This is a genomic window from Coleofasciculus sp. (assembly GCF_046539235.1).
Taxonomy (GTDB): domain Bacteria; phylum Cyanobacteriota; class Cyanobacteriia; order Cyanobacteriales; family Coleofasciculaceae; genus Coleofasciculus.
In genome coordinates this window covers 23,552-30,015 of the sequence record NZ_JBKHHI010000019.1, presented here as the reverse complement: position 1 = coordinate 30,015, position 6,464 = coordinate 23,552, and the positions used below count along the sequence as shown (strand labels likewise).

1 protein-coding gene is annotated in these 6,464 nt (G+C 44.9%); it reads right to left on the bottom strand.

The genetic code is table 11. The features are described 5' to 3' along the window. Positions 1-312: 312 nt before the first annotated feature. On the bottom strand, positions 313-6,333 hold the full coding sequence (locus ACLFWI_RS03670) for a CHAT domain-containing protein (RefSeq protein ID WP_446411784.1): 6,021 nt from the start codon (positions 6,331-6,333) through the stop codon (positions 313-315). Positions 6,334-6,464 lie beyond the last annotated feature (131 nt).

Here is a 6,464-nt window from a genome sequence, read left to right as displayed (position 1 = left end):
TTCATCTCCCGGCTATGGAGCGCGGGAGTCTTCACCATTGCTCACAAGTTGATAAGTTCAAGTAGGAAGAACCAAGCTGTAGGGGCGGGTTTAAGTGCAAAATTAACAGAGAAACCAATAACTTTTCTACAAAACCCGCCCTCCCCAACCTCGCACTATGAGATTGGGACAAGACATTGTGCATTGGTGTCAACTTAAGCGCTAAAAGCTGGGGGAGTTGGGGATTGCTCTTTCTCCTGTAATAGCTTAGGGAGCAAGCTTCACGATTAGTTTGTGTCGAACGGCTCCTCCGCCTCTGCGCACCTCTGCCTTTTACCAAGGATTACCAACAATACTAAATGCTGACCAGTAATAGGGATGAGATAAGTCAGGATTACCAGGGTTAGCATCAGCAATTGGCAAAGTAATGGCTTGATCCGATAAGATTAATTGATTGTCTTCATACTTAACCTTTCCTTCAATCATTGCCATTTGCGCCCGTCGCCAAGCTTCCGCTTTAATCGGTGCATCATCCAGATTATTGTAAAACTCTGCCATCATTGGCAACGTTCCCCAATCTTCGATGTACCATAAACTAGCTAATACTGATTTAACTCCAGCTTTAGCCGCAAATCCAGCAAACCCAAGTTCGGCACTGGGATCACCTAAGGCAGTACGACAAGCACTCAATACCACTAATTCTACAGCCGGATTATGCCAGCCTAAACTACGCACTTGATCTAATCCTACTTTAGAGTCCCATAACTGAATATAGGAATTACTAGGTGCGCCCGGTTCAAATTCTGCATGGGTAGCCAGGTGAATGATGCCAAAGGGTTTGTCTTCTCGCTGTGCCTTGAGATTGTTAACTGTAAAATTCTCATTGAAAAAGGCTTGACCTCGCCACAATGTATTGGTCAGAATAGATACCTCAGCGGCGGCAGCCGGTAATTGCTCCAAAAGGGGATTCGTGGGAAAATCTGAGGCTCCCATTGCCAAAACGGGCATGGCTTTAATGCTGGCATAACGGGTATCTGTGAGGCTCACACTGGGCATCAAACTGACGCTATATCGCTGCACGATAAAGTCATCTCCATCATGCATAGCAGCTATGGGTAATGAGCGCAACCCTTCGTCGAGAATAAAGACTAAATTCTCAATTCCTGTTTCTTGTAAATCTGTTTCTAAGGGGGCTACCATCCATTGATACAGTTGTTGGGCGTCATCTAAATAGCCAAACCCACCATCAAGAATTTCTTGACGAAAGTTCTGTCCTGTATTCAGGACATCAGACTGTTTAGCCCCTGACACTCGCTTGGTAATAACATCCCGATCTGCTGTTACCAGCATCAGTTCTAATTCCATTTCTGAGTTAGTACTACTCGGTACAAAAACTCCATAAATTACAGCAGGCTTGACCCCAGTTGCCACCTCAATGCTACGCAAGCGATTGCGAATTTCATCTAAGGTGAGGATTTTTTCCGCCTCCATTCCCAGTTGTTTCTCAAATGCCTGGGTAAAGTAGCGCTCTATTTTGTAAACATCAGCATTGATAATCGGCTCTTGATCTAAGGCATTAGGAGTAGGAGGGCGCTCTAAAGGTTTCTTGAACTCTATTAGAGGACTATTGAAATCATTCGGATTATTCGGATTATTCGGATTAGTTGGATTAGTTGGATTAGTTGCAGGATCAGTTGTAATAATCCGGATATTGCCGAGAGTATGACTTCCTGGAAATGACTGAACAGGTGCAATCGTAAACTCTCCACTGGTAATGGCTTGTGCCGTACCATTCTCGCTTCCATCACCCACCACAAACGGCACGTTTCTTGCGCCACCATCATGACGAATTGTAATATCGCCACCACCGTTACCACCTGCAGTAGAAATACTAGCTTCTATGCCATTTTGATCGGTAAAGCTTCCTGTTGCTTGAAAGAATTGTTGCGTCGTGATGTCAACATCACCGCCTTGACCATTGCTGCCGCCTTGAGCATTAATAGAATTGACGGTAATATCTTCCAAAGGATCGAGGAAAACGTTGCCGCCATCGCCTTCAGTGCCGCTAGAATTGATGGCTTCAGTGGTAATCCTGATCTTCGCATTTACGGTAATATCGCCACCCGTGGCTGCAGAAGAATTCAAGTCACCCGTATTAATTTCTTCGGCTTGACTGGTGAGATTAATTGTGCCACCAGATGTTGTAATATTCTCTGTGGTTAAGTCACTATTGGCAGTCACATCTACATTACCACCACCAGACTCTAAGTCACCACTCGTGTCAATTTTGCCAGATTGACTGGTGAGATTAATTGTGCCGCCAGATGTTGTAATATTCTCTGTGGTTAAGTCACTATTGGCAGTCACATCTACATTACCACCACCAGACTCTAAGTCACCACTCGTGTCAATTTTGCCAGATTGACTGGTGAGATTAATTGTGCCGCCAGATGTTGCAATATTCTCTGTGGTTAAGTCACTATTAGCCGTCACATCTACATTACCACCACCAGACTCTAAATCACCCGTTGTGACCTTTTCTGCTTCACTGGTGAGATTAATTGTTCCACCAGACGTTGTAATAGTTTCTACAGTGATATTGTTCGTTGCTCTTAATTCTACATTGCCTTCAGTTGCGGTAATATTCCCGACTATCAAGCCATCACTGGTGTTGAGTTCTAAATCTCCATTGAATAGTTGTAAATCACTCAAATTAACTATGCCAGTTCCTGATTGATGCGTAAAGCTAGTGGCTGCGATCGCGTCTTTGGCGGTCACATTTCCGGCACTAACAATAGTCAGGTTGTCCAGGCTTGTACCACTACCAACTTGCCCCTCAAAACTCACATTACCAGTTCCCGCCGTAAGCGTGAGATTTTGCGTTCCATCGAGACGATTATTAAACCGAATATCCCCCGTTCCAGCACCTGTAGACAAGAACGTTTCACCCGTCAAAATGAACGCCGGATCAATCTCAATCGTTCCACCCTGACTGTTGAAACGAATTTCACCAGCATTAGTAGAAACATTCCCCCCATCCTGAATTTCTATGTCGCCCCCTTGACTAGCGAAATTGATCTCACCAGCATTAGTAGAAACATTCCCCCCATCCTGAATTTCTATGTCGCCCCCTTGACTAGCGAAATTAATCTCTCCGTTAGTCGTCTCCACATTTCCACTGGCAAGAATATTACCGCCCGTGGTTGTAATATCAACATTTCCACCAACGTTAATCGTGTTTTCAATATTGACGTTTCCACCTGTGGGATTATTATGTTCTACAAACAGATCTCCTGTCTGAGTAATAATCTCGCCGAGAACATTAATATCTCCCCTTTCTTCTCCTGGATCGAGTTGAAGATATATATCACCACTTCCCGAACTCAACGTAGCATCAGAGGCTATTTCTATAAAAGCATCACCCGGATCGCGAAATGCCTGGATAGCCTCGCTATCATTGGCAATTAAGGTTAAATTTCCATCATCGGTGATGATATCTTTATTGATAACAATCCTTCGACCCGCTCTTAATTTCAGAGATCCTCCAGTTCCGTTTTGATTGTCAGTGATAATTGACTCATTTACAGTAATGTCATTGTTTGCCTGAAACTCAATCTCGGTTCCCGTGTTAGTAATATTGGTAATAGTAGCGACATCAATCGTCACAGATTGGTCGGGATTATCGCCAAACTCGAAGCTTGAGCCAAACAAATAAATATCCCCTGCATTGTTCATCTCTCCTGGCGCTCCCACCACCACGTTTCTCCCTACCCCAGCAACCGCATTACCAAAATTGCTGGGTGAATCCGAGGGCTTGGGAAAGGTTTGCCATAAACGTCCCGTGTTAGAATCTTGCCGGGGTTCATACAAATAGACAGCATCTTCTCCGGGAGCGCTAACAACAACGTTAAACCCTAGCGCAGACTCCGCCGATTCTACTGCTGCTACTGAAGTACCAAATCGACCGTTATCAGCATTGGGACTAGAAAAAGTGTTTTGCAACTCGCCATCCTGATTAAACCAATAGGCAGCACCTTGAACTCCTTGTCCAAGATTATCACTAGGAGCGCCCACCAGTATTTGTGACCCCATCGCGGCGACTGAATGACCAAACCGTCCGCTATCTGTCGGATTGGGGCTGCTCAAATATTGCTTTGGGTTCGGGTCACTATTACTAAATAGATAAGCCGCACCTGCCGTTCTTGTTTGATTCCCTACCTCGACATTTTCTCCCGGCGCTCCTACCAGCACATCGGATTCCACTCCAGCTACCGAATAGCCAAATTGACCATCAGCTTTAGGATGAGAACTGAAAAACTCTGTTAGTGGGCTATTACTACTGTCATCGAATAAATAAGCAGCACCTGCATCTATTATTGTTGTTGTTGGGTTTATTTCGGTGTGATCATATCCTGGAGATCCGACCAGAATATTTGATCCGACAGCAGCAACAGAGTAGCCAAAGCCTAATTTAGTATTACCCTGAGGCGTTGAGGAATTTGGGTTTGTGTAAGATTGTATGAGTCCATCACGATCAAATAAATAAGCCCTTCCTTTTTCTCCGTCCTCTCCTGGCGCACCAACAATAATTTTGTCGGATTCCATCCCAGCTACAGCAAAACCGAATTGACCATTTGTTGTTGAATTGGGACTCAAGAATTGTTTTATCCCTTCTCCAGTAGTCCCATCAAACAAATAAGCAATACCTACGTCGTTCTGCCCGCCTTCGTCGTATCCCGGATCACCTACAAGTACGTCTGAACCTAGCGCTGCAACTGAATAACCAAATTGATTTCCTGGTGATGAAGGATCAGGATTAAAGCGTATCGCTAATGGAGAATTAGCATCTCCAATTGTGATATTTTTAGGATCAAGCAGTAATGTACCCGGTTGACCATTCAATGCTCCCGCATCAGCGTGACCAGTAAAAATCAGCAATTCTTTGCCAGAAACTTCAATAAATCCCCCATCTCCTACTTCCGTTCCACCACGGGCGCTAATAGTTCCATAAAAGCCCGTCACCCCATCTGCCCAAACAAACACCTCACCGCCTTTCCCCTGTACTCCAGCATCAGCCGTAATCAGCGAGTTTTCACTGATTAGGGTTTGAGACGCATTAAACGTACCTTGACCCTGATAGTCACCGCCGAGTCGTATTGTTCCGCCGCCATACATCCCAGAGGCGTTAATTGTGGCATCAAATATACCCACTTTGTTTCCCCACACATTCACCGACTGGGAATCGACAGTGGGAGACTCATGAGACACATCCAGAGTACCAGACGCGATCGCAACCCCGGCTTCTGCGGGTACAGTAATACCAGACTCCTGAAGCTGTACTTGACCTGTCTCCGTAACGGTTAATCCCGTCTCTACGCTGTCCTCTGTACCCGTCAGCAGCGTTGGTAAATCCAAGGGATCAATTGCCTCTATCTCCCCATTCTCATTCGTAGATGGTACAATTTCTAAACTTAATAATTGTCCTGGTTGACTGATCCGCACCCGATTGGATTCCGGTACAGCCGCCATTGTAATTGTGCCGCCCGGTGCAGTCAGTTGCCCGGTATTAATCGTATTTCCTGCTAGTAAGGTTAAATTATGTCCTTCTGATACGGCTAGATTGCCAGCATTAATTAGGGTTGCGGGTTGAGCTAAATCAAAGGCAAACTGATTGGGATCACCGATTAACGTCTGATAGTTATTTTCACTAAAGACATTGAACCACTGATCTCCGGCAAAACCAATTCCTGTAGCGGTTGTAGCTGTAAACGACGCGGGAACATTTAAACTGGCATTCGCCCCAAATACAATCCCCGCCGGATTGATTAAAAATAAATTCGAGTTTCCCCCGGTAACTTGAATCAAACCATTAATAATTGAAGCTTCCCCACCAACCACCCGCCCCAAGATATTGCGAATTTCAGGATTAGAAATAAAATTGGCAATTTCACCAGCGGAAAGACCAAAGTCTTGGAAACTGTGAAAGAGATTTGCCCCATCTCCGGACACTGTGCCATCGCCGATGTTAAATTGGTTACCATCTTGCTCAACCGTTGTCCCTACCGGATCACCAGCCCCGGTAACGGACTGAGCTACGATTAGACTTGTGGGGTTGATCGGTGTGGCTTTTTTAGTTAAAATATGCTCTTTAGCAAAAGTATTAGGTGGGTATGGCTGAGTAACTAAGGTGTTTGTCAATAGAGAGCTAGGATTAAACTGAGGCACAATCGGTACGTCTGTTTTATCCACCTTGAGACGGATTGAAGTTGCCTCAGTTGGCTGTATACTGGTGACACCCAAAATGGGTAAAGTAGCCAACAGCAGTATTGCTCCTTTCATTGCAAAATTAATCATAGGGGCTACAAAACTCCGTGGAATAAGTTGAACTGATGTATAGGACTTTACGGACAGGATTCCACTCAACCCTAAATAAGGTAAGTCCTAACTAGAAGCTGCACCGAATCCCAATACGATTATTCAGCTAT

Coding starts and splice junctions, on each gene's coding strand:
- ACLFWI_RS03670 (WP_446411784.1), bottom strand. CDS start 6,333: ATGATTAATTTTGCAATGAAAGGAGCAATACTGCTGTTGGCTACTTTA.